Origin of the sequence: Micromonospora sp. ATCC 39149 (assembly GCF_000158815.1) — a bacterium.
Taxonomy (GTDB): Bacteria; Actinomycetota; Actinomycetes; order Mycobacteriales; family Micromonosporaceae; genus Micromonospora.
In genome coordinates, this window is the sequence record NZ_GG657738.1 from 474,787 (window position 1) to 477,462 (window position 2,676).

General features: G+C 74.1%; 2 protein-coding genes and 2 pseudogenes. All 4 read right to left on the bottom strand.

The features are described from left to right. Nucleotides 1-785 (bottom strand): annotated as a pseudogene (locus tag MCAG_RS02020) (beta-ketoacyl synthase N-terminal-like domain-containing protein); the annotation flags it as partial. Continuing rightward, nucleotides 782-2,065: a beta-ketoacyl synthase gene (locus tag MCAG_RS02025; protein WP_007071328.1), complete on the bottom strand. Its 1,284-nt coding sequence runs from the start codon at nucleotides 2,063-2,065 to the stop codon at nucleotides 782-784. The gene MCAG_RS02025 and the pseudogene MCAG_RS02020, both read right to left, overlap by 4 nt. Continuing rightward, the gene (locus tag MCAG_RS02030; protein ID WP_007071329.1) at nucleotides 2,062-2,496 is read right to left on the bottom strand and encodes a cupin domain-containing protein; all 435 of its coding nucleotides are present in this window, start codon (nucleotides 2,494-2,496) and stop codon (nucleotides 2,062-2,064) included. The genes MCAG_RS02025 and MCAG_RS02030 overlap by 4 nt, the downstream gene beginning before the upstream one ends. Continuing rightward, nucleotides 2,489-2,676, bottom strand: a pseudogene (locus MCAG_RS30225) (cyclase); the annotation flags it as partial. The gene MCAG_RS02030 and the pseudogene MCAG_RS30225, both read right to left, overlap by 8 nt.

Sequence of the window (2,676 nt, forward strand, 5' to 3'; positions counted from 1 at the left end):
GGTGGCCCCCCACCCGGTGACCTCCCCGTAGATCCGCGCCCCCCGGGCCAGAGCGTGCGTCAGCTCCTCCACCACGAACACCGCCCCGCCCTCGGCCGGGACGTACCCCGCGGCGTCGGCGTCGAACGGCCGGTACAAAAAAAAACCGGGTCGTCCTGGACGCTGAGCAGCCCGGACCGCAGCTGACAGGCCAGCGCGTACGGGCTCAACGGGCACTCGGTCGCCCCGGCGATCACCACGGGGGTACCCCGCCGCACGGTGCGCACCGCGTGGGCGAGGCTGTCCAGCCCGCCGGCGGACTCGCTGACCAGCACCCCGCAGGGGCCCTTGAACTGGTGGTGGATGGAGAGCTGCCCGACACTGGCGGCGTAGAACCAGGCGATCGACTGGTACGCCCCGACGGTGCGTGACGGCCCGCCCCACAGCCGTTGCAGCTCCCGCTGCCCGAACAGGTTCCCCCCCGACGAGCTGGCCAGGGTGACCGCGTACCCGTACGGGTCGGGGGCGCGTTCGGGCAGCCCGGCGTCGGCCAACGCCAGCCTGGTGGCCGCGAACCCCAGGTGGGTCCACCGGTCGGTCTGCACCAGCCGGCGGTTGTCCGCCCAGGTCAGGGCCTCGAAGTCGGGCACCTGACCGGCTAAGCGGGTGGGGTAGGAGGCCGGGTCGAACAGGGTGATCGGCCCCGTGCGCCGGGCGCGCGTGACCACGGTGGACCAGTGCGCCTCGGCGCCGATGCCGCTCGGGGCGACCACCCCGATCCCGGTGACCACCGCCCGGGTGGTCACGCCGCCCTGCCCTGCGCCGCCGCGCCCAACCGGCGGAACACCATCGCCGACTGGAAGCCGCCGAACCCGCTGCCCACCGACAGCGCCACGTCCACCGGCAACTCCCGGGCCACGTTCGGCACGTAGTCCAGGTCGCACTCGGGGTCGCGGGTGGCCCAGTTGGCCGTGGGCGGGACCACGCCGTACTCGATCGCGAGGGCGCAGGCGGCCATCTCGATGGACCCGATCGCGCCGAGGGAGTGCCCCACCATGGACTTGATGGAGCTGATCGGCACCCGGTGGGCGGCCTCGCCGAGAGCCCGCTTGAACGCCGCCGTCTCGTGCCGGTCGTTCTGCCGGGTGCCGGAGCCGTGCGCGCTGATGTAGGAAACCTGTTCCGGGATCAGCCGCGCCTGCTTCAGGGTCGCCGAGATGGCCAGCCCCATCTCCAGTCCGTCGGGGCGCAGCCCCGTCATGTGGTAGCCGTTGCTGCGGCTGGCGTACCCGGCGACCTCGCAGTAGACGTGCGCCCCACGTCGGCGGGCGTGCCCGTACTCCTCCAGCACCAGCACCGCCGCGCCCTCGGCGAGGACGAAACCCTGCCGGTCGGCGTCGAACGGGCGCGACGCGTGCGCCGGGTCGTCGTTGTCGGGGCTGGTCGCCTTGATCGCGTCGAAGGAGGCGACGGTGACCGGGGAGATCGGCGAGTCCGCCGCCCCGGCCAGCACGATGTCGGCCTCGCCGTCGGCGATGAGCTGGTGGGCGTACCCGATGGCGTCGATGCCGGAGGTGCAGCCGGTGGAGACGACCTGCGCCGGGCCGTGCAGCCCGTGCCGGCAGGCCACGTCGGCGGCCAGGCTGCTGGGCACGAGCGCCTGGTACAGGTACGGCCCGCCGCGACCGTGGTCGACCAGCCACCGGCTGCCGGAGTCGCTGACGGTCACGTACTCCTGCTCCAGGGCCATGGTGCCGCCGACCGCGGTGCCGAGCACCACCCCGGCGCGGTCGCGCTGCGCGTCGGTCAGCTCCAGGCCGCTGTCGGCGACCGCCTCGATCGAGCAGGCCAGGGCGAACTGCACGTAGCGGTCGGCGCGCCGCCGCTCGGCCTCGGTGAGCCCGGCGGCGACGGGGTCGAAGTCGCACTCGGCGGCGATGCGGGAACGGAACGGCGACGGGTCGAAGAACGTGATCCGCCGCGTCGCCGTGCGCCCCTCGGTGATCATCTTCCAGAACCGGTCCCGGGTCACGCCGCCCGGGGCGACCACCCCGACGCCGGTCACCACCGTGCGGCGCGCGGTCACGACGCGCCCCGCTGTTCCGCCAGCTCGGTGTCGACGTGACCCAGCTCCGGGCGGGGCGCGAGCGGGCCCAGGTGGAACACCACCTCGGCCGGCTCCGGGCCGGTGTTGCGCAGCCGGTGCCGCACGTATAGCGGCACGTACAGCGCCTCCCCGGCGGCCAACGGCACCGGCCGGTCGTCCAGGTCGACGGTGATCGCCCCCCGCACCACGTACAGGAACTCCTCGCTGTACGGGTGGTAGTGCTCGGCGATGCGCTCGCCCGGGGCGAGGCAGGCCACCCCCATGAACCCGGAGGTGCTGCCGACCGTCTTCGGCCCGAGCAGCACCCGCAGCTCGCCGCCGCGCCGCCGGTCGGCCGGGACGTCGCGGGCGGCGACCGTCCGGTACGCCGGCGCGTCGGCCGCCGGGCGCTGATCGGTGGTCTCACTCATCGTCGCCTCCCGTGGTGGCGGAGCCGGCCCGCGCCGCCCGCTCGATCCGTTCCTTGATGACCGCGAGCTGGACGCGGCTGTTGGTGTTGATCCGCTCGGTCATCCCCGCGTTGTCCAGCGGGGCCCGCGGGTGCATCGCGAAGTCCTGCACCCAGGTCATCCGGGTACCCTCGGGCTCGG

Bases quoted from the DNA above. Each gene is read 5' to 3' on its own strand.
- MCAG_RS02030 (WP_007071329.1), bottom strand. From the start codon at position 2,496: ATGAGTGAGACCACCGATCAGCGCCCGGCGGCCGACGCGCCGGCGTAC.